The following is a 24,828-nucleotide window of genomic DNA, read 5'->3' as shown; positions in this document are numbered from 1 at the left end:
ACCCACCCAAAGGGCGCGGGCGGCCCCTTTCTGCGTAGCTGTGGGGGGGGGTGCCTTGCCCGCTCTCAGGCGTCTGCCGCAGGCCGCCGCGCTGCGCGGCCAAAAATGAAAATGCCCGTGACCACCAGCACCGTGCCCGCGGCGATCCACACCGTGAACGGCTCTCCCAGCAACCAGATGCCCATGAAGATGGTGGACAGCGGCCCGATCAAGCCTACCTGCGCCGCACTACCGGCGCCGATGCGCTCGATGGCCATCATCACCATCAGCACGGGCGCGGCCGTGCACAGCGTGGCGTTGAGCACCGACAGCCAGATCACATCGGGCGCCACCAGGGCCGCGCTCAGCGGCCGCAGCGCGGCGAACTGCACCAGGCACAGCAGGCACGCCACGGTGGTGGCCAGGCCCACCAGGCGCAGCGAGCCCAGGCGCTGCACCATCTCGCCGCTGTAGACCAGGTAGATGGCGTAGCTTGCAGCGCTCAGGAACACCAACAGCGCGCCCCAGGCCGCGTTGGTGCCCTGCAGATTGGCTTCGAACCCGAACACCAGCATCACCCCGCAGTAACTGATGAGCATGGCCAGCGCCTGCGACCAGCGGATGCTGCGCCCGTACAGCGCCCAGCCCAGCATCATCACGAGCGTGGGGTTGAGGTACAGGATCAGCCGCTCCAGGCTCGCGCTGATGTACGCCAGACCGGCAAAATCCAGAAAGCTTGCCAGGTAGTAGCCGGTGAAACCCAGGCCCAGCACGCCCAGCCAGTCCTTGCGCGTCAGCGGCGGCTTGCCGCGGCTGGCCCACCACGCCATCACGGCGAAGATGGGCAGCGCGAACAGCATGCGGTACATGATGAGCGTCACCGCATCGACACCATGGCGGTACGCCAGCTTGACGATGATGGCCTTGCCGCTGAACGCGATGGAGCCCAGAAGCGCGAGAATGAAGCCGGCTGCTACACTTTTTGTAGCTGCTTGCGCTTGTGCAGATTGCGGTAGAGCCACTTTTTTTCAATATTCACTTGTTCGTTGCGCAGCGCGGCAGCACAGCCCAAGCACTGGCGCGATCTGAGGCGAGGAGGCCGCAGAACTGGCTGCGCCAGGCCGCGGGCCGCGTCCCCTTCCCATGGCGCGCAGTGTGTGACGCAGCCTGGCGGAGCGTGACAGAAAGGGAGAGAGCACGAAGGCGCCCAAGGCGGCCCAGGGGTGATTCATCAGTAGCCAGCCGCCTGCCCATCGCGCCGCGGGTCGCTGGCCGCCACATAGCCGTGCACCTTCGGGTCGCCCATGCGCCAGATGAACTGGCCGGCGCCGAAGTCCTGGTACGACCCCTGCATCGCCTCCAGGCGGTGCCCCAGGCCTTTGAGCCCCTGTACTGTGGCGGCGGGCATGTCCGGCTCCACATTGATGCCCAGGCCCGCATTGAAGCGCCAACGCGGCGCATCGCACGCGGCTTGAGGGTTCTGGCCGTAGTCGAGCATGCGCACCAGCGTCTGCAGATGGCCCTGGGGCTGCATGTTGGCGCCCATCACGCCATAGCTCATCACCGGCTGGCCGTCTTTGGTAAGAAAGGCCGGGATGATGGTGTGGAACGGCCGCTTGCCCGGTGCCACCAGGTTGGCCGGGTTGCGGGCGGAGCGGTCGGTGCTGAAGGCCTGGCCGCGGTTTTGCAGGCTGATGCCGAACGTGGGCTCGACGCAGCCCGACCCGAAGCCCATGTAGTTGCTCTGGATGAAGCTGACCATCATGCCGTTCTCGTCCGCTGCCGTGAGGTAGATGGTGCCGCCCTTGACCGGGTTGCCCGCACCGAAATCCTGCGCCCTGTTCATGTCGATCAGTCTGGCACGGGACGCGAGGTAGGCGTCATCGAGCATCTGCGCGGGCGTCACCTCCATCGACGATGGCTCGGCCACGTAGCGGTAGACGTCGGCAAACGCCAGCTTCATCGCCTCGATCTGCAGGTGCTGGGATGCGGCGCTGTCCACCGGCAGGCTGGCCACATCGAACTGGTCGAGGATGCCCAGCGCGATCAGCGCGGCGATGCCCTGCCCGTTGGGCGGAATCTCGTGCAGCGTGTGGCCTCGGTAGTTGCGTGCAATGGGCGTGACCCACTCCGGCTGGTGCGCGGCGAAGTCCGCCAGCGTGTGGCTGCCGCCGTGGGCCTGCGAGAAAGCCACCAAGGCCTGCGCAATCTCACCCGTGTAGAACGCCTGGCCGCGTGTCGCCCCGATGGCGCGCAGCGCGCGGGCCGCGGCCTGGAACTGGAACAGCTCTCCCACCTGCGGCGCGCGGCCCCAGGGCATGAAGCTCTGCGCAAAGCCTGGCTGCGCCTGCAGCTCATCGACCGCCGCAGCCCATTTCTGCTGCGCGACCACCGGCACCAGGTAGCCGCGCTCGGCGATCTCGGCGGCCGGCTCCATCAGGTCGGCAAAAGGCAGCTTGCCAAAACGCGCGGACAAGGCCGCCCAGGCACTGACCGCACCGGGCACGGTGACGGTGTCCATGCCGCGTGTGGGTGGCGTTGCCTGGCCCTGACCGTAGCGCTGGTGAAAGTACTCCGGCGTCCACGCCGCCGGCGCACGCCCCGACGCGTTGAGCCCGTGCAATGCCTGGCCGTCCCACAGAATGCAGAACGCATCGCTGCCGATCCCGTTGCTCACCGGCTCGCAGACCGTCATGGCGGCGGCAGCCGCCACGGCAGCATCGACCGCGTTGCCGCCCTGCTGCAGGACCCGCAACCCGGCCTGCGCTGCCAGCGGGTGCGAGGTGGAAACAACATTGCGCGCAAACACCGGCAAGCGGGTGCTGGCATAGGAGGGGGTGTAGCTGAAGGTCATCGGAACATTATGGGCCGATGGGGCCGAACGGCGCCTGCCATGGCACGCGCGCAGCGCACAGACACGAAGCCTCCTTTCACATCGTTATCACCGTTCTGGCTGAGCTCGTGGAAGCCTGCATCCGCGTGTCGACAAGCCAGCCTGAACGGTGGCGAATGCATGAACCATTGTGGAAAGCGTGACCGCCTTGGAACGCACCATCCACGGCTGCGGGCTGAACGCACCCGTTCACCAGCGAGCCATCAAGCCCCCGACTCCCCGTGCTTCTTGAAGATCCGATGGTGCAGCCTGCGCAGCGACCACCACACTGCCAGCGCCACCAGCGGTATCGCAATGGCCGCGGTGGTCTCCGCAGACAAGGGCCATCCCAGCTTCTGCGCGCCCTTGGCCAGGTAGCTCACCAGCCCGACGATGTAGTACGTGATGGCAGCCACCGAGAGGCCTTCGACCGTGGACTGCATCTTGAGCTGCAAGTCTTGGCGGTGGTTCATGGTGGTCAGCAGCGCCTGGCTGCTTTGCTGCTGCTCGATCTCCACGCGGGTGCGCAGCAGGTTGCTCATGCGCGAGACGCGTTGCGACAGCGCGTCCTGCCGGCGGGCCGCCCATTCGCAGGTGCTGCGTGCGGGCGTGAGGCGCCGGTCCATGAATTCGCGGATGGTCTGCATGCCTGCCAGGCGGGACTCGGCGATGTCCTGGATGCGGCGGTCCAGCAGCTCGAAGTACGCGCTGCTGGCCGAAAACCGCGAATGCGTGGCGGCGTATTGGCTTTCTACCTGGCCGGCCAGCCGCGTCAGGCGGTCCAGCAGCACGGGCTCTGCGTCGCGGTTGGCCGTGCGGATGGCGTTGGCCAGTTCGGCCAGCTCGCTCTCGGCAAAGGCCAGCACGTTGGCTGCCTCGCGGGCAGCAGGCAGGCCCAGCAGCGCGGCCATGCGGTAGGTCTCGATCTCCAGCAGGCGCTGCACCAGGCGCCCCAGGCGGCGGGGGGTCATGCCGCCCGCCAGCAGCACCATGCGCGAGAAGCCGTCGGCATGGATGGCAAAGTCGGTGTACACCTCGCCATGGCCGTCCGCCACGGTCGACGCCACCAAAGTGTCTTCGTGCAGCACGTGCTTGACGAGCGAGCCCGAGCCGAAGGCATGCGTGGGCAGCACCCACAGGTTCAGGCTGCACAGGCATTGCCCGGGCAGCGCCGCCAGCCAGTCCTGCGGCACGGCATCGGCGGCGCTGGCGGGCTCCCGCTCGCCAAAGGCGTCGATGGCCGTGGGCACCGTGAAGGTCCAGGAGACGAACTCGGTGTGCATCTCCCACCGCAGGCGGTAGGCCCCCAGGTCGATCCGCAGGTGGGTGGTGTGCTCGCCGGGGGGTGCCAGGTGGTGGTCGCGCAGCAGGGCTGCCACATGGGCACGGCTGGCCTCGCGGCCGACGGCATCGGCCAGCATCACGATGTGCGCAATGGCCAGCGGAGCCGTCATGGACTCGGGCGGGCGGGCGTGAATCTCGTTGTGCAGCAACGCCCGGTGGGGGTGCTGTGTGACGTGCAGTGGTGTGGGCATGCGTGCGGACCTCTGCCCCGATTGTGCTGGTCCGCAGCGCCAGCCCCGGTGACGGCTCGCCAAAAAACAACGGCACCCGAAGGTGCCGTCGTCATGGAGTCGATGAGAAGAGGACGGTGGTCAGTCTTCCACGAACGCTTCTTCGCGCTTGTTCTTCACGGCGGGCAGCAGCACGATGATGAGCAGCAGGGCCGCGGCAGCCAGCAGGCCGGCCGACAGCGGACGCGTGACGAACACGCTCCAGTCGCCACGCGACAGCAGCAGCGCACGGCGAAGGTTTTCTTCCATCATCGGGCCCAGGATGAATCCCAGCAGCAAAGGCGCAGGTTCCGTGCCCAGCTTGTGGAAGATGTAGCCCACCAGACCGAAGATACCCACCATCCAGATGTCGAAGGTGTTGTTGTTGGTCGAGTACACACCCACCGCGCAGAACAGCACGATGGAGGGGTACAGCCAGCGGTAAGGCACCGTAAGCAGCTTGATCCAGATGCCGATCAGCGGCAGGTTCAGGATCACGAGCATGGCGTTGCCGATCCACATCGAAGCGATCAGGCCCCAGAAGAGTTCCGGGTTGCTGGTCATCACCTGGGGACCAGGCTGGATGTTGTGGATCGTCATCGCACCCACCATCAGCGCCATCACGGCGTTGGGTGGAATGCCCAGCGTCAGCAGCGGGATGAACGAGGTTTGCGAACCTGCGTTGTTGGCCGACTCTGGAGCCGCCACGCCGCGGATGTTGCCTTGGCCGAACGGCACTTCGCCGGGCTTGAGCTTGGTCTTCTTCTCGACCGTGTAGGCAGCGAACGCAGCCAGCAGTGCACCACCGCCGGGCAAGATACCCAGGGCAGCGCCCAAGGCCGTACCACGCAGCACCGCGGGCACCATGCGCTTGAAGTCTTCCTTCGTCGGGAACAGGCCATGCACCTTGGCCGTGAACACTTCGCGGTCGTCGTCGGGACGGGCCAGGTTGGCGATGATTTCCCCGTAGCCGAACACGCCCATGGCGATGGTCACGAAGCCGATGCCGTCGGTCAGCTCAGGGATGTCGAAGCTGAAACGGGCCACGCCCGAGTTCACGTCGGTACCCACCAGGCCCATCAGCAGGCCCAGCACGATCATGGCCACCGCCTTGAGCAGCGAGCCCGAGGCCAGCACCACGGCGCCGATCAGGCCCAGCACCATCAGCGAGAAGTATTCGGCAGGGCCGAACTTGAAGGCCACTTCGGTCAGCGGAGGCGCAAAGGCCGCCAGGATCAGCGTGCCCACGCAACCGGCGAAGAACGAGCCGAGGCCCGCCGCCGCCAGCGCCGGCCCCGCTCGGCCTTTTCGGGCCATCTGGTAGCCGTCGATCACGGTCACCACCGAGGACGATTCACCTGGCAGGTTGACCAGAATGGCGGTGGTGGAGCCACCGTATTGCGCGCCGTAATAGATACCGGCCAGCATGATCAGCGCGGCCACGGGGGGCAGTGCGTAGGTGGCAGGCAGCAGCATGGCAATGGTGGCCACGGGGCCGATGCCAGGCAGAACGCCGATCAGCGTGCCCAGCAGGCAGCCGACAAAGCAGTAGATGAGGTTCTGGAACGTGAAAGCCACGCCAAAACCCAGCGAGAGGTTGTTGATCAAATCCATGGTCGGTGCTCCTGCTCAACCCGTGATGAAACTCGGCCACACAGGGAACTGCAGCTTGAGCGCCCAGACGAATGCCACGTAGCTGCCGACGGCAAGCACGGTGGCCAGCACGAACACAGCCTTGGCGTTGAACTCATTGCCAGCCAGGCTGGAGATGAAGGTCAGCGCATAGATGCCCACGATGAGGCCCATCGCCGGGATGCCCAGGCTGGGCAGGCCGCCGAGCAGGATGCCGAAGGCGAAGTTGGCAGCGAGGATGAAGAACAGCGGCTTCCAGGCCCACTTGCCGATCTTGTCGCCGTCCTGCGTTTCCACCGTGGTGGCTTTGAAGGTGATGGCAGACCCGATGAGGGCCAGCAAAATCCCCAGCAGCAGCGGGAAGTAGCCCGGGCCCATGCGTGCGCCGTTGCCGACGTTGTACGTGGTGGCTCCCCACGCAAACGCCACGCCGATCCCCATGAACATGAGGCCGGCAAAGAAGTCTTTTTGACTCTTGATTTTCACATTTGTCTCCTAGGCGGAAATCTTGACTGCGCGATTGTCAGTCCAAGAGCGCCCCGTGCGGATGTGGATTCCACCTACATCCGGTAACGCACTGCACACCGTTAATGGGACCAGCGGCGTGGCAGTCGCCCAGGAGACCTGGTGCCCCTACTCCAGCGGAGGCGTGGCGGTGAGCACCTCTTCGAGCGTGGTGAGCCCTTCGGCCACCCGCAGCGCACCGGCCAGGCGCAGCGGGCGCATGCCGTCCTGCACGGCCTGGCGGCGCAGCATGTCGATGGAAGGCGCCTGGTTGATCTTTTCCTTCAGGGCCTCGCTCACCGTGAGCAGCTCGTAAAGGCCCATGCGCCCGCGGAAGCCGCTCATGCGGCAATCCACGCAGCCCACGGGCTTGTAGGGCTGGTAGCCGCCGCTGAGCTTCCAGGGCTTGACGGCGCCCATCAGGACTTCGCGGTCCGTCGTATCGTCCTTTTGCTTGCACTGCTTGCACAGCGTGCGCACCAGTCGCTGGGCGAGCACCCCCAGGATGGTGGCGTTGAGCAGGTACGGCGGCACACCCAGCTCCATCAGCCGCGTGATGGCCGAGGGCGCGTCGTTGGTGTGCAGCGTGGAGAACACCAGGTGACCGGTGAGCGCCGCCTGCACCGCCATTTCGGCCGTCTCCAGATCGCGGATTTCGCCCACCATGATGATGTCCGGGTCCTGGCGCATCAGGGCGCGCAGTCCTTCGGCGAAGTTGAAGTCGAGCTGCGGCTGCACCTGGGTCTGGTTGAAACTGGGCTCGATCATTTCGATCGGGTCCTCCACCGTGCTGACGTTGACTTCTTCGGTGGCCACGCGCTTGAGCGTGGAGTACAGCGTGGTGGTCTTGCCCGAGCCGGTGGGCCCGGTCACCAAGATAATGCCGTGCGGTCGCTTGACCAGGTCCTCCCACCGCTGGGCGTCGTGCGGCGCAAAACCCAGTGCGTCCAGGTCCTTGACCGCGTTGTCGGGGTCGAAGATCCGCATGACCATCTTTTCGCCAAACGCGGTGGGCAGCGTCGACAGGCGCATTTCCACTTCGTCGCCTCGCTGGTTGCGCGTCTTGATGCGGCCATCCTGCGGGCGGCGCTTTTCCACCACGTCGATGCGGCCCAGCAGCTTGATGCGCGAGATCATGGCGTTGTGCACGCCCATGGGCATCTGGTAGACGGGGTGCAGCACGCCGTCGATGCGAAAGCGGATCACGCCCTGCTCGCGGCGGGGCTCCAGGTGGATGTCGCTGGCGCGCTGGTCGAACGCGTACTGCCAGAGCCAGTCCACCACCTTGACCACGCCCTGGTCGTTGGCATCGAGCTGCTTGTTGCTCTTGCCCAGCTCGACCAGTTGCTCGAAGCTGCTGCCGCCGCCGGCCCCGCCAGCCTTCTGGGCTGCGCGCACGGACTTGGCCAGTGCAAAAAACTCGGCGGTGAACCGATGGATGTCGGCAGGGTTGGACACCACCCGGCGCACCGTCCGCCGCGACTGGCGCTCCACCTCGGCCACCCAGTCGTCAATGAAGGGCTCGGCCGTGGCCACCACCACTTCCTTGGATGTCACCTGAACCGGCAGCACCTTGTGGCGTTCGGCATAGGTCGCGCTCATGGTGTCGGCCACGCGGCCCACGTCCACCTTGAGCGGGTCGATGCGCAGATAGGGCAGCCCGGCACGCCGCGCCAGGTATTCGGACAGCGCCTCGATGTCGAGCGGCTTGCCGTCTGACGCACGTTCCATGGCCACGTTGGCCAGGCGCACCAGCGCATGCTGGGAGCTCTCGGCCTGCGAGCAGCGGGCGATGGTGCGCTGGGCTTCCTCGCGGGTGATGACCTTGTCCTCACTCAGCCACTGCACCATGCGCCGCCAATCCAGGGGGCCGACGTAGGGCGCTGCGGCTGCGCGCTCGGTGGAAACTTCTGCAACCTTCGTCATCGGAGACCTTTCAGTGTGCGTACACGTTCTCAGCGCCATCTACGCTGTCTGCGCTGCTCGCGCTCTGCCATGCCCTGCATGAACGCCGCGCCGTTCAGCCCGCCACGGGTTTGAAAGCCCGCAGCCATTTCGTCGTCGGCAGGTCCCAGCGCGCCTGGATGGCCTCGGCCCGCAAGGCCAGTTCGGTGCGTTTGGGGCGCGTCGGGGTGCGCTGGGCCAGCACCACGGTGTTGCCCTCACGCGTCGGCTTGAAGGACCACAGCGCGTCTTCGCCGAAGGCCTGCGCCATGCTCTGCAGGCTGCGGTCGTAGCTGGAGGCACGGCCAAACAGGTTGACGGTCATGCTGCCAGTATCCGTCAGCAGTGCGCGGCAGTCGGCATAGAAGTCCGGACTGTCGAGCACTGGCGCTGCCGCATCGTGGTCATACAGGTCCACCGCCAGCGCATCCACGGTGCCCAGCCACATCGGGTTGCGGATTTCCTGGGCCGCATCGGCCAGCACCACGCGCAGCTTGGGGCCGTCGGGCGGCAGCTTGAACCACTGCCGGCACACCGCCACCACCTGGGGGTTGAGCTCGATGGCCGTGCTGCAGATGCGCAGCTTCTTGTGGCAAAACTTGGTGATGGCTCCCGCGCCCAGGCCCAGTTGCATGGCGTGCCCCTTGGAGACCTGCGCAGGGTCGGCAAACAACAGCCAGGCCATCATGCGCTGCACGTACTCCAGCTCCAGCACGAACGGCTCGGCCACGCGCATGGAGCCCTGGATCCAGGGCGTGCCCAGGTGAAGGTGCCGCACCTCGCCGTCGTCGGAGACGCTGACTTCGGGCAGTTCGGGGGTCGTATTCTTTTTTCGCGTCATTCGGATGGGGTGGAAGGCAGTCAAAGCAGTCCGTGGGCAGCCATCAGCTCGCCCCAGGCCGCCAATTTTCGGTCAAAGCTCCAGGAGGCATTGGCGGGGCTGGTCGAGGGCAGCCGCACGGCGTCTATCCGGGTCGGGTGCGCCGATTCCAGGCTGGCCAGCGCTGCGGGCGCGTGCCGAAAGCTCTCGGCACCGTTGTGGGCCAGCGCGGCCAGACGCGGGCAGTGTCCGTGCAGGCGCGCAAAGTCGTTCACCTGGGCGTTGCGGATGGCGGTGTCCAGGCTGCCTTCGCGCTCGCAGCTTTCATACACATCCCACAGCCCCAGCCGGCGCGCCAGCAGCCATTCGCAGCGCCGCGCATAGTGGTCATCAGCCCCGGCAGGCGGCAGCGGATGCTGGGGCCACAGCGCCTGCAGAATCTTCCAGAAATGGTTTTGCGGGTGGGCGTAATACTGGCGAAGCCGCAGTGAGGCCGCGCCTGGAAAGCTGCCCAGTACCAGCACCACGGTCTCGGCAGACGCCACGGGCGGCAGTCCCTGCCACCGGGTGGCGGCCAGGGATGGTGCGGGGCTGGGCGCGGGGACGAGAGGCATGGACTGATTCTGGCCGAAACCGCAACAGCGCTTTGCGCGCCCACAAAAAAAGATAGCTGCAAACCGAGCGCCACGTTGCGCAAAACTCCTCAGTGGCTCCTTGTTTCAGGGGTAGACAACGGCAGCCTGCCACCGGGCTGGCAGCAGGTCTCCGTCATCAAGCGCCTGCCCTCGGCACGCAGGCGCTACCGCACCAGCGCCGCCAGCCGGGGCAGCGCTGCCAGCGCGTTGCGTGTGGTGGCCGCGGCCAGTGCCTGCACGGGCTGGCCCCGCAGTTGCGCCAGCACCTCGGCGATGCGCGGCAGCTCTGCAGGAGCATTGCGGCCCTGGGGCTGGCCTTCGGCACGCTGTGCAGCCGTGGTGTAGAGCCAGTGCGGCTGGATGTCCGGCGCGTCGGTCTCCAGCACCAGCACGTCCTCGGGCAACTCGGTGGCCAGGCGGCGCAGCTGCAGGGCGCGGTCATAGGTCATGGCGCCCCCGAAGCCCAGTTTGAACCCCATCCCGATGAAAGCGTCGGCCTGCTGTTGGCTGCCGTTGAAGGCATGCGCGATGCCGCCGCAAACCGGCAGCTCGCGCAGGCCTTTGAGGAGCTTGTCGGCCGATCGGCGCACATGCAAGATCACCGGCAGGTCGAATTGGCGCGCCAATTGCAATTGGGCCCGGTAAAACCGCTCCTGCCGCACCGGGTCCAGCCCGCTCACAAAATAATCCAGCCCGATCTCACCAATGGCGACCAGGCGCGGGTCGGCGTGGTGCTGCGTTAGCTCAGCCTCAAGGAGCTCCAGGTCGCCGTCGTCGGCACGACCGGTGTACAGCGGGTGGATGCCCAGCGCGTAGCTGTCCCCATGGTGGTGCGCCAGCTCCCGCACGGTGGCCCAGTTGCTGCGCTCCACCGCCGGGATCACGCAGTGCGCCACGCCCTGTGCGCGGGCAGTTGCGCGGACCGCATCGCGGTCAGGGTCGAATTCCGGGGCGTCCAGGTGGCAGTGGGTGTCGATCCAGACAGTCATCCGGGCATGATGCCCCAAGAACCAGGGCCCCGGCTTCGTAGCCAGCCAACGGTGCACGAAACCTTGGATGTGCATCTGGCATCGATACGTGCTAACGTCAAAACCATGCGCTTTTTTGCGGCGCAGTAGAAAAGGTGACAGGATGCCTCGGCCCGCCCTCTACAGCAGCTCCCGCCCGGCCCGCCGCCCTCTGGACGGGGCCGCGGCGGCACCCTCCGACAGATCCTCCTCTGCACCGGTGGATTCTGCGGCGCCTGGCGCGCTGCCGCAGGGGGACGATGGCGCCTCTGCGACCATCCCACCCACGCCCGCCGCTTCGGCCGTGGCGCTGTCGCGGCGCCACCTGCACAGCCTGTGGGCCGTGATCGCGCTGCTCTCGGCCTTGCTCGCCGTCAGCCTGTGGGTGCAGCAGCGCCCTGCCCCGCACAGGATCACCCAGGAAGACATCGACGCCGCCGTGCTGCGCACGCTGGAGACCACCACCCCGCCCTCGGCCGCCGCACGCGCGGTGGAGGCCATTGCGCCATCGGTGGTGCGCGTGGTGGGCTACAGCCGCAGCAAAAACGGCAAGGAAGAGATCGAGCGCGGTGTGGGCACGGGCGTCGTCATCGTCGACAAGGGCGTCATCCTGACCAACCTGCACGTGGTGGCGGGCGCTGACCGCATTGCCATCACCTTCCACGACGGCCTGGAGACCACGGCCAGCATCACCGGCGCGCAGCCTGAAAACGATCTGGCCGTGCTGCAGGCGCACAAGGTTCCCGACGACCTCGAAGCCGCGCCCCTGCGCTCCACGCAAGACCTGCGCCCCGGCGACCATGTGGTGGCCGTGGGTTTTCCGTTCGGCATCGGACCGTCGGCCTCGGCCGGCGTGGTGTCGGGTCTCAAGCGCGAATTCACCTCGCCTGAAGGCAAACGCCAGCTCAGCAACCTGATCCAGTTCGACGCTGCCGCCAATCCGGGCAACTCCGGCGGGCCGCTGGTCACGCTCGACGGCGAGGTCGTGGGCATCGTCACCGCCATCCTGAACCCGACCTCCGCGCGCACCTTCATCGGCATCGGTTTTGCCGTGCCCATTGAGAACGCTGCTGCTGCCGTGGGCATGCCGCCGTTCTAGCTGGGGGTTGGGCGACTCTCCGCATCTTCGACCACTGACAAGGAAAGACATCCATGGAATCCACAGCGAACACCGCCACCCTGATGGAGCAGGTGCTCTACGAAGTCAAGCGCGTGGTGGTCGGGCAGGACCGCTTTCTCGAACGCGTGATGGTGGCCATGCTCGCCCAGGGCCATCTGCTGGTCGAAGGCGTGCCGGGACTGGCCAAGACGCTCACGGTGAAGACGCTGGCCAGCACCATCCAGGGCAGCTTCAAGCGCATTCAGTTCACGCCCGACCTGGTGCCTGCCGACCTCGTGGGCACCCGCATGTACAACCAGAAGACCGGCGAATTCAGCACCGCGCTGGGCCCCGTGTTCACCCACCTGCTGCTGGCCGATGAAATCAACCGCGCGCCCGCCAAGGTGCAGAGCGCGCTGCTGGAGGTGATGCAGGAGCGCCAGGTCACCATTGCCGGCGAGACACACAAGGTGCCGGAGCCCTTCCTGGTGATGGCCACGCAGAACCCCATCGAGACAGAAGGCACCTACGCACTGCCCGAAGCGCAGGTGGACCGCTTCATGATGAAGGTGCTGCTCGACTACCCGACGGAGGAGGAAGAGTTCGTCATCGCCCAGCGCGCACTGGACCTGCCCGTGCAGGTGCTGCCCGTGGCCACCACAGCCCAGCTGGCGGCGCTGCAGGCCGAATGCCGCACCGTGTATGTGGACCCATCCATGCTGCAGTACGCCGTGAAGCTCGTGGCCGCCACCCGCGTGCCTTCCCGCCATGGCCTGAAAGACCTGGCGGCCTACATCAGCTGCGGTGCCAGCCCCCGCGCCACCATCGCCCTGGCCGAAGGCGCGCAGGCCCTGGCCATGCTGCGCGGCCGCAACTACGTGCTGCCCGAAGACATGACCGACCTGGCCGCCGACGTGCTGCGCCACCGCGTGGCGCTGTCGTACGAAGCACTGTCCGAAGGGCTTGACGCCGACGCGCTGATCCAGCGCATCATGGCCAAGATCCCGGCGCCTGCGCGCCCCCTGCACCACGAGCAAAAAGCCGCCTGAGCTCCACCATGGCCAAAACGCCGCCCGACACCTCTTCCGCAACGGTGCATGCGCTGCCGACCCAGCCGGGGCAGGCCGACCGCCTGCTGCGCGAGCTGGAGTGGAAGGTCATCCGGCGGCTCGACGGCCTGCTGCAGGGCGACTACCGCACCCTGATGCGCGGCAGCGGCCTGGACCTGGCCGACCTGCGCGAATACCAGCCTCACGACGATGTGCGCCACATCGACTGGAACGTGACGGCGCGCCTGAACCTGCCCCACGTGCGCGTGTTTACCGAAGACCGCGAGATGACCGCCTGGTTCCTGCTGGACCTGAGCCCCTCCATCAGCTTCGGCCCCGAAGGCCACTCCAAGCGGGACATCCTCACCGGCTTCGTGGCGGTGCTCTCGCGCCTGCTCACCCGCCACGGCAACCGGGTGGGCGCCATGCTGTATGGCGGCGCCAGCGGCCAGGCCGAACGCGCGGTGGATGCCACGCTGCCGCCGCGCAGCAGCCGCGCACATGTGCTGCATCTGGTCCATCGGTTATTGGCACCTGCAACGACATCTTCAACACCGCGCGCCAACGGCTCCACGAGAGCGAAAGGCGCAATGGGCGCAAAGGGCGCAATCGCTGCCACCGAACTGCACCGGCTGCTGCACGCCGGGCTGTCCAACCTGCGCCGGCGCTCCACCGTGTTCGTCGTGTCCGACTTCATCAGCGCACCCGGCTGGGAAAAGCCCCTGGCACAACTCGCACAGCGGCACGACGTCGTGGCCGTGCGCCTGCTCGACCCGCTGGAGATGGAGCTGCCCGACGTCGGCCTGATCACCCTGCGCGATGCCGAAACCGGCGAGCAGCTGCAGGTGGACACGCACGACGCGGCCTTTCGCCGCCGCTTTGCCAACCTGGCTGCCGAACGCGAGGCGGTGCTGCGCGAAGGCCTGGCGCGCGCCGGTGCCGACACGCTCGAGCTGTGCACCGACGATGACCTGGTCGATGCGCTGCTGCGCTTCATGGACATGCGCCAGCGCCGCGTGCGCACGCCGCGCAGCGTGTCATCGTCGTCGCCTTCACCATCATCGCCCTCGGCCCTGGGGGCAGGTGTGCCTGCCGCCGCCTGACCCAAGCCGCCATCAAGGACCTGCACCATGGTTTTTCTCTGGCCCACCCTGCTCTGGCTGTTGCTGGTTGCGCCCCTCTTGGTGCTGCTGTACTGGTGGCTGCTGCACCGGCGCAAGAAGACCGCGCTGAGCTACTCCAGCCTGTCGCTGGTGCGCGAAGCCATGGGCCCGGGCCAGCGTCTGCGCCGCCACATTCCGCCGGCCCTCTTTCTGCTGGCACTGATTGCGCTGCTGATCGCCGCCGCACGGCCCATGGCCGTCATCACCCTGCCCTCGCAGAACCAGACCATCATGCTGGCCATGGACGTGTCGGGCAGCATGCGCGCCTCCGACGTGGAGCCCGACCGCATCACCGCCGCACAGAACGCAGCCAAAGCCTTCATTGCCGAACTGCCCCGGCACGTGCGCGTGGGCATCGTGGCATTTGCCGGCAGCGCCCAACTGGCCCAGTTGCCTACGCAAAGCCGCGAAGACCTGGTCAAGGCCATCGACAGCTTTCAACTGCAGCGCGGCACGGCCACGGGCAACGGCATCATGCTGTCGCTGGCCACGCTGTTCCCGGACGCAGGCATCGACATCTCCGCCCTGGGCGGCCGCCAGGCCATGCGCCCCAAGCCCATCGACGAGATCGGCAAGCAGGACCCGGCCAAGCCCTTCACGCCCGTGGCACCCGGCTCGTACAACTCGGCCGCCATCATCATGCTGACCGACGGCCAGCGCACCACCGGCGTGGACCCGCTCGAAGCCGCCAAGTGGGCCGCCGACCGCGGCGTGCGCGTGTACACGGTGGGGGTGGGCACGGTGCAGGGCGAGACCATCGGGTTCGAAGGCTGGTCGATGCGCGTGCGGCTCGACGAAGAAACCCTGAAAGCCGTGGCCACGCGCACCAATGCGGAGTACTTCCACGCAGCGACCGCTGCGGATTTGAAGAAGGTGTATGAGACGCTGAGCTCGCGCCTGACGGTCGAGAAAAAGGAGACGGAGGTATCGTCTCTGCTGGCGCTGGTGGGGGCCGTACTGGCTTTGCTGGCGGCAGGGTTGTCGGTGTGGTGGTACGGGCGGATTTTGTGACCCAATTTCGGCAGGTACCGCTTGATTGACCTGCGCTGGATGCTATTTTTTTTGAAGCACCCACACGGCGCGCGTTTGACTAGACTCTAAAACTGAGGGCTGAGGACTCGCATGACATGGGGAAAAGGCAACCACCCTGTGCTGCATGCGCCCTTCTCTTTTCGCTCCCTAACTTCGATTGCCTGGCATCGGCAATCCGCCTCCCAACTGGAGGCCGCCATCGACTGCTCATCGACCCCGGCCCCTGCCGCCCTATTACCCCAAAACCCCCGACACCAGCCTCACCACCCGCCCACAGCGCGCGGCCAGCGACTCGTCGTGGGTGACCATCACAAACGCGGTCCCATGGTCGCGTGCGAGCTGCAGCATCAGCTCGAACACGCCATCGGCGGTCGACCTGTCGAGGTTGCCTGTGGGCTCGTCGGCCAGCACGCAGGCGGGCCGGGTGACCAGGGCCCGCGCGATGGCGACACGCTGGCGCTCGCCGCCGGAGAGTTCGGCCGGGCGGTGGTGCACACGGTCCTTGAGGCCCACCGACGCGAGCACCTGGGCGGCCTGCTCGTGGGCCTGGGCGTCGGGCATGCGGCGGATGCGCAGGGGCATGGCCACGTTGTCCAGCGCGCTGAACTCGGGCAGCAGGTGGTGGAACTGGTAGATGAAGCCCAGGTGCTGATTGCGCAGCTGGCCCTGGCGCTCGGCCGACAGCGACGACATCGCCTCGCCCTTCAGGCGCACGCTGCCCGCGGTGGGCGCGTCAAGGCCGCCCAGCAAATGCAGCAAGGTGCTCTTGCCCGAGCCCGATGCGCCGACGATGGCCACGGTCTCGCCCGCGCGGATCTGCAGGTCGACGCCCTTGAGCACGGTCACGTCGAGCCGGCCTTCGGTGAAGCGCTTGGTCAGGCCCTTGGCTTCCAGAACCACGGCGCCCGCAGCAGGGGCGGCGTGGCCGTTGTCGTTGTTGTTGTTCTTGTCACTCATAGCGCAGCGCCTCGGCAGGGTTCACACGGCTGGCGCGCCAGCTGGGGTACAGGGTGGCCACGAAGGCCAGCACCAGGGAGATGAGCCCGATGGGCACGATGTCGCTGCTTTGCGGCTCGCTGGGCATCTTGCTGATGAGGTAGATGTCCTTGGGCAAAAAGCTCGCGTTCAGGGCCTTTTCGATGGCCGGGACGATCACGTCGATGTTGAAGGCGATACCCAGGCCGAGCAGCAGGCCCACCGCAGTGCCGATCACGCCGACCATGGCGCCCTGCACCACGAAGATGCCCATGATGCTTTTGGGACTGGCGCCCAGGGTGCGCAGGATGGCGATGTCGGCGCGCTTGTCGGTCACTGTCATCACCAGGGTGGAGACCAGGTTGAACGCAGCCACCGCCACGATGAGCGTGAGGATGATGAACATCATGCGCTTTTCAAGCTGCACGGCGGCGAACCAGGTGCGGTTTTGCTGTGTCCAGTCGCGCACCAGCAGCATGCCGCTCAGGCTGTTGGCCAGTTGCTGCGCCACTTCGCGGGCCTGGTGCAGGTCCTTGAGCTTCAGGCGCACGCCGGTGGGGCCTTCCAGCCGGAAGATGCGTTGTGCGTCCTCGTGGTGCAGCAGCACCAGGGCCGAGTCGTATTCGTAGTGGCCCGAATCGAACGTGCCCGCCACCGTCATCTGCTTGAGGCGCGGCACCACGCCCGCCGGGGTGACCTGCCCTGCGGGGGCGATCAGCGTGACCACATCGCCAGCGCGCACACCCAGGGCACGGGCCAGCTCGCCGCCCAGCACCACCCGAAATTCTCCGGGCACGAGCAGGTTGAGCGTCTTTTCATTGGTGGCGGCCAGGTCGGTCACCGCGCCTTCGAGCGCCGGGTCGATGCCGCGCACCAGCGCGCCCTTCATGTCCTCACCGCGCGCCAGCAGCGCCTGGGCCGAGACGAAGGGTGCAGCGCCCACCACGTTGGGGTTTTTCTTGGCCTCGGCCAGCGTGAGCGCCGGGTCGGGCAGTGCGGCGCCCTGGGGCGCAAAGATCTCGATGTGCGAGACCACGCTGAGCATGCGGTCGCGCACTTCCTTCTGAAAGCCGTTCATCACCGACAGCACGATGATGAGCGCGGCCACCCCGAGCGCGATGCCCAGCATGGACACGCCCGAGATGAACGAGATGAAGCCGTTGCGCCGGGTGGCGCGGCCGGCGCGGGTGTAGCGCCAGCCCAGGGCCAGTTCGTAGGGGATTTTCATGGATCAAAAAGAAGAGGCCCCGGCAGCGCGGAATGTCTGGTCGGGGCGGGGCAGATTGTGGCATCCCGGACAATAGGGGGATGTCGGACACCACCCATTTGCTCATTCCCTATGCCGCAAGCGCTTCCGAGGGATGCCAGCAAGCCCTGCAGGACCTGGCCCTGCCCCACCTGGACAGGCTCCTGGCCCGGCTCAGCCCCCTCCCCGCATTGAGCGACAACGGCGAAGACACCAGCTTCTCCACGCCCCATGAACGCGCCCTGGCGCGCGACCTGGGCCTGCCCGCGCAGGACGGGCGCATCCCCTGGGCCGCCTGGTACCGCCACCAGCAGGGCCTGGCCGCCGACGGACAGGCGTGGGCGTTCTTCACGCCCTGCCAGTGGCAGGTAACCACCGACCACGTCACCCTGCGCGACCCTGAAACGCTGGGCCTGGACGAGGCGGCGTCGCGCGCGCTGCTGGCCATCGTCTCGCCCTGGTTTGCCGAAGACGGCATCACGCTGCATTACGACCAGCCCACACGCTGGCTGGCCAGCGGCGCGCTGTTTGCGCAGCTCGCCACCGCATCGCTCGAGCGTGTACTGCTGCGCGATGTGCGCGCCTGGATGCCCGACGCCCGTGCCGAGCCCGCTGCCCGCACCTTGCACCGGCTGCATAGCGAGATGCAGATGCTGCTCTACACCCACGCCTTAAACGACGAGCGATCGGCGCGCGGGCTGCCGGTGGTCAACTCGTTCTGGGTCCATGGCGCGGGTGTGCTGCCAGAGTCCTTGCCGCCTGCCGCATCCAAGGCCGTGAACCCCACCCTGCCCACCACCTTGCGTGACGCTGCACTGCGCGACGATTGGCGCGCCTGGCGCACGGCGTGGGCCGCGCTCGACGCAGGCCCCGTGGCCGACCTGCTGCGCCAGGCCGAGGCCGGTACCCCCGTGCAACTCACGCTGTGCGGCGAGCGCAGCGCCCTGGCCTTTCATTCCGCCCCGCGCACGCTCACCCAGCGCATTCAAGGCTTTTTCAAGCCCTCCCGCTTTATGGACCTGCGCCACCAGCTATGAAAATAATAGCAAGAGACATTCCCCCCCGTGCCGCCTGGGCGCTGGAGCAGGCCGGCGTGCACCCGCTGCTGGCGCGCCTGTACGCAGCGCGTGGCGTGCGGGCCAAGGACGAGCTGGACGACGGCCTGGCCCGGCTGCTGCCGCCCAGCGGCGACCACGGGCTCAAGGGCATTGGCGACGCCGCCCGCCTGCTGGCCGACGCCATGGCGCAGAACCAGCGCCTGGTGATCGTGGCCGACTACGACTGCGACGGCGCCACCGCCTGCGCCGTGGGCGTGCGCGGCCTGCGCATGCTGGGCGCGCAGCAGGTGGACTACCTGGTGCCCGACCGCGTGACGGACGGCTATGGCCTCACGCCCAGCATTGCGCGCCGCGTGAAGGAGCGCGGGGCCGATGTGCTGATCACCGTGGACAACGGCATCGCCAGCGTGGACGGCGTGGCCGAAGCCAAGGCGCTGGGCCTGACCGTGGTCGTCACCGACCACCACCTGCCGGGCCCCGCGCTGCCGGCGGCCGACGCCATCGTCAACCCCAACCAGCCCGGCTGCACGTTCGAGAGCAAGTCCATGGCCGGCGTGGGCGTGATGTTCTACGTGCTGCTGGCGCTGCGGGCCGAGTTGCGGGCGCGGGGTGTTTTTGATGCGGCCACCCAACCCAAGCTGGACCCGTTGTTGACTCTCGTGGCGCTGGGCACGGTGGCCGATGTGGTCCGGCTCGACGCCAACAACCGCCGCCTGGTCGCCCAGGGCCTCAAGCGCATCCGCGCGGGCCAGATGCCCGCCGGGGTGGCGGCGCTGTTCCACGCCGCGGGCCGCAAGGCGCCCGTGGCCACCACGTTCGACTTCGGCTTTGCGTTGGGCCCGCGCATCAACGCCGCAGGCCGCCTGGCCGACATGACACTGGGCATCGAATGCCTGCTGACCGATGATGCGGGCCGCGCCGCCGAGCTGGCCGCCACACTCGACGGCATCAACCGCGAGCGCCGCGAGATCGAGGGCGGCATGCGCGAGCAGGCGATGCTGATGGCCGAGAGCCTGTTCGACGACAGCGAGGAGCCGCCACCCGCGATCAGCGTGTTCGACCCCGATTTTCACGAAGGCGTGGTGGGCATCGTGGCCAGCCGCATCAAGGACAAACTGCACCGCCCCACGTTCGTGTTTGCCGCCAGCAGCGCGCCGGGCAAGTCGCACGAGCTCAAGGGCTCGGGCCGCTCCATCCCGGGCTTTCACCTGCGCGATGCGCTGGACCTGGTGGCCAAGCGCCACCCGGGCGTGCTGCTGAAGTTCGGGGGGCACGCCATGGCGGCGGGCTGCACGGTGGATGCGGACTCGTTCGACACCTTCGAGCAGGCACTGGCCCAGGTGGCGCAGGAGTGGCTCGATGCCTCCACCCTCACCCGCCGCATCGAGACGGACGGCCCGCTGTCGGCGGAATACTGCCGCGCCGACATCGTGGACACGCTGCACCGCGAGGTCTGGGGCCAGGGCTTCTTGCCCCCTACGTTCAGCGAGGAAGTGCAGATCGTGAGCCAGCGCCTCGTGGGCGAGGCCAAGAACCATTTGTCGATCAAGCTCATGCACCAGGGCAATCCCGTCGACGCGATCTGGTTCGGCCACACCGAGCAGCTGCCTGCGCGGGTGCTGCTGGCGTTTCGGCTGGATGTGAACGAGTGGAAGGGAGAGCGCAAGGTGCAGTTTTTGGTGGAGGGCGCTGAGGTTCAGTGACAACCCCCTGAGGCGCTTCGCGCCATCCCCTTCTCTCGAATCGCTGCGCGATTCGGGAAGGGGGACGCAGCCAGCGCGGCGGGGCGGCCCTTGCGCGGCTGCCGCTGGCTTGCGCTGCGACAGTTGCAAGGGCTGGTGCAGGTACCCGCAATTCAGGCCTGCAGCGGATCTGGGCTGCGCTGGCGCGCTACGGTGACCTGCTCGCCGCCCACGCCCCAGTTGTCAGGGTCGATCTCGTCGATGATGACGGTCACGGTCTCGGGTTTTTTGTCCAGCACTTCCTGCAGAAGGCGGGTGACGCCCGCGATCAGGGCGGCCTTCTGGGCGGACGTGGTGGGGATGTCGCGTTGGGCGAGGCGGATGTTGACCAGGGGCATGCGCAGATCCTTTTTTCAGTGATGTACCAAAGCAAAAGGCAGCCAAGGCTGCCTTTGTTTTTTTCGTCTGTGTGTTCTTGAAGCTCGCGCAAACATTCGGAGCTTGGGACGTTTTAGAAGCTTTCCCAGTCGTCATCTCCGCCCTGGGCCGTAGCACGGGGTGCGGGCGACGGGGCTGGCGCGTGCGGGGCTGTCGGGCGTGCGGCGGGAGCGGCGGACGATGCAAGCCGGGGCGCGGCTGGGGCCTTGGCGTTCGCGCTGGCAGGCTTGGACGGTGCGGCGACGCGTGCGGCAGGCGCGGCGGCCTTGACCGCAGCGGCAGGCCTGGGCGCGGCGGGTGCGGGGCGTGGTGCCGGGGCGGGGGCCTGCACTGCCGTGGCACCCACGTTGAACACCGCCACCACTTCGGCCAGGCGCTGTGCCTGGTCGCGCATCGAGGTCGCTGCGGCTGTGGACTCCTCCACCAACGCTGCGTTCTGCTGCGTCATCTGATCGAGGTGCGTCACGGCCTGGTTGACTTGCGCAATGCCGTCGCGTTGCTCGGTCGACGATGCGGTGATCTCGCCGATCAGGTCGCTCACGCGCTGCACGCTGGCCACGATCTCCTGCATGGTCTGCCCGGCCTGGGCCACCTGGGCCGAGCCCGATTCCACGTTCTGCACCGAGGCGCCGATCAGGGCCTTGATCTCCTTGGCCGCTTCTGCGCTGCGACCGGCCAGACTGCGCACCTCGCTGGCCACCACCGCAAAGCCCCGGCCTTGCTCGCCGGCTCTCGCCGCTTCCACTGCGGCGTTCAGCGCCAGGATGTTGGTCTGGAAGGCGATGCCGTCGATCACGCCGATGATGTCGTTGATCTTTTTGCTGCTGTCGGTGATCTGCTGCATGCTGGTCACCACCTGGCCGACCACTTCGCCGCCGCGCGCTGCGGCCTGGGCTGCGGTGCTGGCCAGCTGGTTGGCCTGGCGGGCGGTGTCGGCCGACTGGCTCACCGTGGCGGTGAGCTGCTCCATGCTGGCCGCGGTTTCTTCCAGGTTGGACGCCGTCTGCTCGGTACGCGCCGACAGGTCGTGGTTGCCATTGGCAATCTCTACCGATGCGGATGACACGGAATTGACGCCCGTGCGCACCTCGCCCACCACGCCGCGCAAGCGTTCGGACATGGCCGACAGCGCGCGCAGCATGTGGCCGAACTCGTCCTTGCGGGTGGACTGGATCTCGCGTGTCAGGTCGCCCGCCGCAATGGCGTCGATGTTCTCGACCGCCTGGTTCAGCGGCACGGTGATGGAGTGCACCAGTTTCCACGCGAGGAACAGGCCCACGGCCATCAGCACGAGCGAGGTGACGATGCCCCAGATGGCGTACTCCACGCGGCGCGCGGTGGCGTCGGCGCGGATGGCGTCGCGGCGCTTTTCCAGCGTGGCGACGAAGTCGTCCTGGGCCTTGAGGTACTTGGTGACCAGGGGCGCGAACTCGTCGTCCGCAAACCGCTGGGTGGCCACCGCGTCGCCTGCGCCCTTGAGCTCCCAGGTCTTGGCGGTGGCGGCCAGCACGGCCTTGCGCGCGTCCAGCACCTTGTCGAGCGACGCCTTTTCTTCCGGCGCGGTGGCCGAGGCAACGATGGACTCCTGCACCTTGTTGATGGAGCCGATGATCTCTTTGACCTTGGCGCCGTATTGCTCGGCCAGCACCGCATCGGTGGTGACCGCGCCGCCCATGACCATGGTGACCGCGGTTTCGGTGGAGCCCCGCCAGCGCACGGCCGACGAAATGCGTGCCTCGATCTCCACCACCGAATCAATGGCGGCAGACATGGACGTGTTGGCCCGGTTCTGCGCAAAGCCCGAGAGCAGCAGCATGCCGATCATCAGGCCTAGAAATGCGCCCCACAGCTTGCGGGAGACGCGGATATTGTCGAATTGCATGGTTTTTCCCTGGTGGATCTGTTGTGTGTTCATGCAAGGCAAGGCTCGCCCGGAAACATTCGATTACATCAGCAACAGCCCATAGCCTACGCCAGCCAGGCACCCTCTTGCGCCAGCCATTCACCGGGAAAAACCCGCATTCAGAAACCCTAAAAACTGCAGAGGCCCACGGGCCGCGCCCCCGCTTTGCACGCTGCCTACCAAGCCTGCAGGTAGCAGCGTACAGTCAAAATTCAGATGAAAACTGCCGCTACCGCACGGCTAACATGCGCTAGCAGCTATCAATTCGGGAGCGGCCAAGGCCGCCACCCAGGATCGGGCGCCCTGTCAGAAGCTTTCCCAGTCATCGTCGCTGCCTCCTGCTGTCGCACGGGGTGCCGGTGCGTTGGATGGGGCCGCAGCCGCGGTGGCGGTCCCTGCGGCCTTGGATGCCGCGGCGGGCTTGGAAGACGCCAGCCGCGGCGCTGCCGGGGCCTTGGTGGCGGGGGGCCGGGCGGTAGAGGCGGACGCGGCAGGTTTGGCTCCGGTGCCTGCTACGCGGGGCCTGGCTGCAGAGACCGGCCGGGGTGCTGCCGCAGGGGCGGGCCGGGAGGACTGGGGTGACGGGGCGGGCGCACGCACAGCCACCGCGCCCACGTTGAATACCGACACCACTTCGGCCAGGCGCTGCGCCTGGTCGCGCATCGAGGTGGCTGCGGCTGTCGACTCCTCCACCAGCGCCGCATTCTGCTGGGTCATCTGATCGAGGTGCGTGACCGCCTGGTTCACCTGCGCAATGCCGTCGCGCTGCTCGGTCGACGATGCCGTGATCTCGCCGATCAGATCGCTCACGCGCTGCACGCTCGCCACGATCTCCTGCATGGTCTGCCCGGCCTGGGCCACCTGGGCCGAGCCGGATTCCACGTTCTGCACCGAGGCACCGATCAGCGCCTTGATCTCCTTGGCGGCTTCGGCGCTGCGCCCGGCCAGGCTGCGCACTTCGCTGGCCACCACCGCAAAGCCGCGGCCTTGCTCGCCGGCGCGGGCTGCTTCCACCGCGGCGTTCAGTGCCAGGATGTTGGTCTGGAAGGCGATGCCGTCGATCACGCCGATGATGTCGTTGATCTTTTTGCTGCTGTCGGTGATCTGCTGCATGCTGGTCACCACTTGGCCCACCACTTCGCCGCCGCGCGCTGCGGCCTGGGCTGCAGTGCTGGCCAGTTGGTTGGCCTGGCGGGCGGTGTCGGCCGACTGGCTCACGGTGGCCGTCAACTGCTCCATGCTGGCCGCGGTCTCTTCCAGGTTGGAGGCCGTCTGCTCGGTGCGGGCCGACAGGTCGTGGTTGCCGTTGGCGATCTCCACCGATGCGGATGACACGGAATTGACGCCCGTGCGCACCTCGCCCACCACGCCGCGCAAACGTTCGGACATGGCCGACAGCGCGCGGGTGAGCGTGCCGAGCTCGTCCTTGCGGTCGTCGTGGATGTTCTGGGTCAGGTCGCCCGCCGAGATCGCCTCGGCCAGCAGCACGGCACGGTCCAGCGGCCGCGTGACGGAGCGCACCAGGAGCGACGCCATCAGCATGCCCAGCAGCACCACGCCCACCGCCGCCGTGAGGCCGATCACCACCAGATTGCCCCGTGTGTCGCGGGCGGCCTTCACGGCCTCGTCGCGCTGCAGTTGCTGCGCGGCCACGAATTTGTCGATGGACTCCAGGTACGCGACGGCCTTGGGCCGGTAGGTGCTGGCCAGGTACGCCTGTTTGGCGGCGGCATCGCCCGCGTCGGTCAGCTCCTTGAGCTTGTCGGTTTGGCCCCGGATGTCCGCGCGCGCGGCGGCCACGTTGGCAAGTGCGGCCTTGTCCGCTGCGGACACCGAGGTCTTGCCAATCTGCTCCTGCACTGGCGTGATGCGCGCCGTCAGCGCCGCCACGCGGGCATCGAAATCGGCTTTGAGGGCCTGGTCGGTGGTGACGAAGCTGGCCATCGACATGGTCACCGCCACCTCGGCCAGGCCCCGCCAGGTCACGGCGGTGGTGATCGCTTCCTCGTATTTGTCGACCGACTGCTCGGTGGCGGCGGAGACCTGTCGGCCGTACCACTGGGTCCACAGGGTGGTCACCAGCATCAGTGCCAGCAGACCGAGAACAACGCTCCACATCTTGTGGGCCACGCGCAGGTCGTTGAATTTCATGCTCGCTCCTTGGCGCAGCGCAGATCACCGCGCTGCCGCTGCGGCGACGCCGAAGGCACCGGTGCGCAGCTTGGGCCCATGCCCCT

Annotated in this window: 20 protein-coding genes; 6 read left to right on the top strand and 14 right to left on the bottom strand. The window is 67.3% G+C overall.

Annotated elements, in window-relative coordinates; genetic code table 11:
- Nucleotides 1–65: 65 nt before the first annotated feature.
- From ACSQ3N_RS07335 to ACSQ3N_RS07295, 9 genes are all read right to left on the bottom strand, one after another.
- On the bottom strand, nucleotides 66–1,001 hold the full coding sequence (locus ACSQ3N_RS07335) for a DMT family transporter (protein ID WP_056161799.1): 936 nt from the start codon (nucleotides 999–1,001) through the stop codon (nucleotides 66–68).
- Nucleotides 1,002–1,210: 209 nt separating this feature from the next.
- Nucleotides 1,211–2,833: a gamma-glutamyltransferase family protein gene (locus ACSQ3N_RS07330; RefSeq protein ID WP_436145966.1), complete on the bottom strand. Its 1,623-nt coding sequence runs from the start codon at nucleotides 2,831–2,833 to the stop codon at nucleotides 1,211–1,213.
- 242 nt (nucleotides 2,834–3,075) lie between these two features.
- Nucleotides 3,076–4,386 carry a DUF3422 family protein gene (locus ACSQ3N_RS07325; RefSeq protein WP_056161795.1) on the bottom strand — a complete coding sequence of 437 codons (1,311 nt, stop codon included), beginning with the start codon at nucleotides 4,384–4,386 and terminating at the stop codon, nucleotides 3,076–3,078.
- A 120-nt stretch (nucleotides 4,387–4,506) separates the two neighbouring features.
- Entirely contained in the window at nucleotides 4,507–6,018 is a 1,512-nt protein-coding gene (locus ACSQ3N_RS07320; RefSeq protein WP_056161794.1) for a tripartite tricarboxylate transporter permease, read from the bottom strand.
- A gap of 15 nt (nucleotides 6,019–6,033) precedes the next feature.
- Nucleotides 6,034–6,522 carry a tripartite tricarboxylate transporter TctB family protein gene (locus tag ACSQ3N_RS07315; RefSeq protein WP_056161792.1) on the bottom strand — a complete coding sequence of 163 codons (489 nt, stop codon included), beginning with the start codon at nucleotides 6,520–6,522 and terminating at the stop codon, nucleotides 6,034–6,036.
- A gap of 147 nt (nucleotides 6,523–6,669) precedes the next feature.
- Nucleotides 6,670–8,466, bottom strand: a complete 1,797-nt coding sequence (locus tag ACSQ3N_RS07310) for a GspE/PulE family protein (protein WP_056161790.1) — start codon at nucleotides 8,464–8,466, stop codon at nucleotides 6,670–6,672.
- A 94-nt stretch (nucleotides 8,467–8,560) separates the two neighbouring features.
- Nucleotides 8,561–9,325, bottom strand: coding sequence for a spermidine synthase (locus ACSQ3N_RS07305; protein WP_436145965.1), 765 nt, complete (start codon nucleotides 9,323–9,325; stop codon nucleotides 8,561–8,563).
- A 20-nt stretch (nucleotides 9,326–9,345) separates the two neighbouring features.
- Nucleotides 9,346–9,918, bottom strand: coding sequence for a DNA-deoxyinosine glycosylase (locus ACSQ3N_RS07300; protein WP_056161785.1), 573 nt, complete (start codon nucleotides 9,916–9,918; stop codon nucleotides 9,346–9,348).
- A 185-nt stretch (nucleotides 9,919–10,103) separates the two neighbouring features.
- On the bottom strand, nucleotides 10,104–10,928 hold the full coding sequence (locus tag ACSQ3N_RS07295; protein WP_056161783.1) for a TatD family hydrolase: 825 nt from the start codon (nucleotides 10,926–10,928) through the stop codon (nucleotides 10,104–10,106).
- A 142-nt stretch (nucleotides 10,929–11,070) separates the two neighbouring features.
- Here ACSQ3N_RS07295 and ACSQ3N_RS07290 point away from each other — a divergent pair, with 142 nt between their 5' ends.
- From ACSQ3N_RS07290 to ACSQ3N_RS07275, 4 genes are read left to right on the top strand one after another with little or no spacing between them, the layout of a single operon-like run.
- The gene (locus ACSQ3N_RS07290) at nucleotides 11,071–12,045 is read left to right on the top strand and encodes a S1C family serine protease (protein WP_056161781.1); all 975 of its coding nucleotides are present in this window, start codon (nucleotides 11,071–11,073) and stop codon (nucleotides 12,043–12,045) included.
- Between the two features lie 53 nt (nucleotides 12,046–12,098).
- Complete coding sequence (locus ACSQ3N_RS07285) at nucleotides 12,099–13,094, top strand: AAA family ATPase (protein ID WP_056161779.1); 996 nt, start codon at nucleotides 12,099–12,101, stop codon at nucleotides 13,092–13,094.
- 8 nt (nucleotides 13,095–13,102) lie between these two features.
- Nucleotides 13,103–14,197: a DUF58 domain-containing protein gene (locus ACSQ3N_RS07280; protein WP_056161778.1), complete on the top strand. Its 1,095-nt coding sequence runs from the start codon at nucleotides 13,103–13,105 to the stop codon at nucleotides 14,195–14,197.
- 27 nt (nucleotides 14,198–14,224) lie between these two features.
- On the top strand, nucleotides 14,225–15,268 hold the full coding sequence (locus ACSQ3N_RS07275) for a VWA domain-containing protein (RefSeq protein ID WP_056161776.1): 1,044 nt from the start codon (nucleotides 14,225–14,227) through the stop codon (nucleotides 15,266–15,268).
- 255 nt (nucleotides 15,269–15,523) lie between these two features.
- Here ACSQ3N_RS07275 and lolD read toward each other — a convergent pair whose 3' ends face one another.
- Together lolD and ACSQ3N_RS07265 are read right to left on the bottom strand one after the other, a co-directional pair.
- Entirely contained in the window at nucleotides 15,524–16,246 is a 723-nt protein-coding gene (gene lolD, locus ACSQ3N_RS07270) for a lipoprotein-releasing ABC transporter ATP-binding protein LolD (RefSeq protein ID WP_056161774.1), read from the bottom strand.
- Nucleotides 16,239–17,492 carry a lipoprotein-releasing ABC transporter permease subunit gene (locus tag ACSQ3N_RS07265; RefSeq protein WP_056420665.1) on the bottom strand — a complete coding sequence of 418 codons (1,254 nt, stop codon included), beginning with the start codon at nucleotides 17,490–17,492 and terminating at the stop codon, nucleotides 16,239–16,241. The genes lolD and ACSQ3N_RS07265 overlap by 8 nt, the downstream gene beginning before the upstream one ends.
- A gap of 80 nt (nucleotides 17,493–17,572) precedes the next feature.
- Here ACSQ3N_RS07265 and ACSQ3N_RS07260 point away from each other — a divergent pair, with 80 nt between their 5' ends.
- Nucleotides 17,573–18,547 (top strand): phosphoglycerate mutase, encoded by a 975-nt coding sequence (locus ACSQ3N_RS07260; RefSeq protein ID WP_436145964.1) that lies wholly within the window; start codon nucleotides 17,573–17,575, stop codon nucleotides 18,545–18,547.
- Nucleotides 18,544–20,271 carry a single-stranded-DNA-specific exonuclease RecJ gene (gene recJ / locus ACSQ3N_RS07255; protein WP_436145963.1) on the top strand — a complete coding sequence of 576 codons (1,728 nt, stop codon included), beginning with the start codon at nucleotides 18,544–18,546 and terminating at the stop codon, nucleotides 20,269–20,271. The genes ACSQ3N_RS07260 and recJ overlap by 4 nt, the downstream gene beginning before the upstream one ends.
- Before the next feature lie 152 nt (nucleotides 20,272–20,423).
- Here the strand turns inward: recJ and ACSQ3N_RS07250 are convergent, their stop codons facing one another.
- From ACSQ3N_RS07250 to ACSQ3N_RS07240, 3 genes are all read right to left on the bottom strand, one after another.
- Entirely contained in the window at nucleotides 20,424–20,648 is a 225-nt protein-coding gene (locus ACSQ3N_RS07250) for a tautomerase family protein (RefSeq protein WP_436145962.1), read from the bottom strand.
- Between the two features lie 113 nt (nucleotides 20,649–20,761).
- Nucleotides 20,762–22,570, bottom strand: coding sequence for a methyl-accepting chemotaxis protein (locus tag ACSQ3N_RS07245; protein ID WP_436145961.1), 1,809 nt, complete (start codon nucleotides 22,568–22,570; stop codon nucleotides 20,762–20,764).
- A 327-nt stretch (nucleotides 22,571–22,897) separates the two neighbouring features.
- Nucleotides 22,898–24,742, bottom strand: coding sequence for a methyl-accepting chemotaxis protein (locus ACSQ3N_RS07240; RefSeq protein ID WP_436145960.1), 1,845 nt, complete (start codon nucleotides 24,740–24,742; stop codon nucleotides 22,898–22,900).
- Nucleotides 24,743–24,828: the final 86 nt, after the last annotated feature.

Origin of the sequence: Acidovorax sp. LjRoot194 (assembly GCF_964253015.1) — a bacterium.
GTDB lineage: Bacteria > Pseudomonadota > Gammaproteobacteria > Burkholderiales > Burkholderiaceae_C > Acidovorax.
Note: the sequence above shows the minus strand (reverse complement) of the source record. Positions and strands in the feature narration are given on the sequence as shown.

Coding starts and splice junctions, on each gene's coding strand:
- ACSQ3N_RS07330 (WP_436145966.1), bottom strand. CDS start 2,833: ATGACCTTCAGCTACACCCCCTCCTATGCCAGCACCCGCTTGCCGGTG.
- ACSQ3N_RS07325 (WP_056161795.1), bottom strand. CDS start 4,386: ATGCCCACACCACTGCACGTCACACAGCACCCCCACCGGGCGTTGCTG.
- ACSQ3N_RS07320 (WP_056161794.1), bottom strand. CDS start 6,018: ATGGATTTGATCAACAACCTCTCGCTGGGTTTTGGCGTGGCTTTCACG.
- ACSQ3N_RS07310 (WP_056161790.1), bottom strand. CDS start 8,466: ATGACGAAGGTTGCAGAAGTTTCCACCGAGCGCGCAGCCGCAGCGCCC.
- ACSQ3N_RS07305 (WP_436145965.1), bottom strand. CDS start 9,325: ATGACGCGAAAAAAGAATACGACCCCCGAACTGCCCGAAGTCAGCGTC.
- ACSQ3N_RS07300 (WP_056161785.1), bottom strand. CDS start 9,918: ATGCCTCTCGTCCCCGCGCCCAGCCCCGCACCATCCCTGGCCGCCACC.
- ACSQ3N_RS07295 (WP_056161783.1), bottom strand. CDS start 10,928: ATGACTGTCTGGATCGACACCCACTGCCACCTGGACGCCCCGGAATTC.
- ACSQ3N_RS07290 (WP_056161781.1), top strand. CDS start 11,071: ATGCCTCGGCCCGCCCTCTACAGCAGCTCCCGCCCGGCCCGCCGCCCT.
- ACSQ3N_RS07285 (WP_056161779.1), top strand. CDS start 12,099: ATGGAATCCACAGCGAACACCGCCACCCTGATGGAGCAGGTGCTCTAC.
- ACSQ3N_RS07280 (WP_056161778.1), top strand. CDS start 13,103: ATGGCCAAAACGCCGCCCGACACCTCTTCCGCAACGGTGCATGCGCTG.
- ACSQ3N_RS07275 (WP_056161776.1), top strand. CDS start 14,225: ATGGTTTTTCTCTGGCCCACCCTGCTCTGGCTGTTGCTGGTTGCGCCC.
- lolD (WP_056161774.1), bottom strand. CDS start 16,246: ATGAGTGACAAGAACAACAACAACGACAACGGCCACGCCGCCCCTGCT.
- ACSQ3N_RS07265 (WP_056420665.1), bottom strand. CDS start 17,492: ATGAAAATCCCCTACGAACTGGCCCTGGGCTGGCGCTACACCCGCGCC.
- ACSQ3N_RS07260 (WP_436145964.1), top strand. CDS start 17,573: ATGTCGGACACCACCCATTTGCTCATTCCCTATGCCGCAAGCGCTTCC.
- recJ (WP_436145963.1), top strand. CDS start 18,544: ATGAAAATAATAGCAAGAGACATTCCCCCCCGTGCCGCCTGGGCGCTG.
- ACSQ3N_RS07250 (WP_436145962.1), bottom strand. CDS start 20,648: ATGCCCCTGGTCAACATCCGCCTCGCCCAACGCGACATCCCCACCACG.
- ACSQ3N_RS07245 (WP_436145961.1), bottom strand. CDS start 22,570: ATGCAATTCGACAATATCCGCGTCTCCCGCAAGCTGTGGGGCGCATTT.
- ACSQ3N_RS07240 (WP_436145960.1), bottom strand. CDS start 24,742: ATGAAATTCAACGACCTGCGCGTGGCCCACAAGATGTGGAGCGTTGTT.